Annotated in this window: 1 protein-coding gene; it reads left to right on the top strand. The window is 44.1% G+C overall.

Annotated elements, in window-relative coordinates:
• Positions 1-236, top strand: a 236-nt coding sequence (locus DXB43_RS15230) for a hypothetical protein (RefSeq protein WP_199535106.1), incomplete at both ends; no start/stop codon positions are given.

The raw sequence follows: 236 nt of genomic DNA, 5'->3' as shown, positions 1-236 counted from the left end.
GAGAGAGAACTGTCTGCTTATCTTGATGTGGGCAGATTTTCTACAACCTGTATGGAAAGTTGCTTTGATAATGCACTTGCCGGAGTGCAGAATGTCCGCACACAGATAGGGGAATATGAAGAGGCACACAGTCATGCAGATATGTATCCCATCGATATGATGGTAGGCTATCTTCGTAGTATTATTGGTGGACAGTTAGGTGGCAGTAGTGCTACAATCAGTGCATATGATGCATC

This window comes from Roseburia sp. OM04-10BH (assembly GCF_003462605.1).
Taxonomy (GTDB): domain Bacteria; phylum Bacillota; class Clostridia; order Lachnospirales; family Lachnospiraceae; genus Roseburia_C; species Roseburia_C amylophila.
The sequence above is the reverse complement of the archived record's forward strand: the minus strand, read 5'-3'. Positions and strand labels throughout refer to the sequence as shown.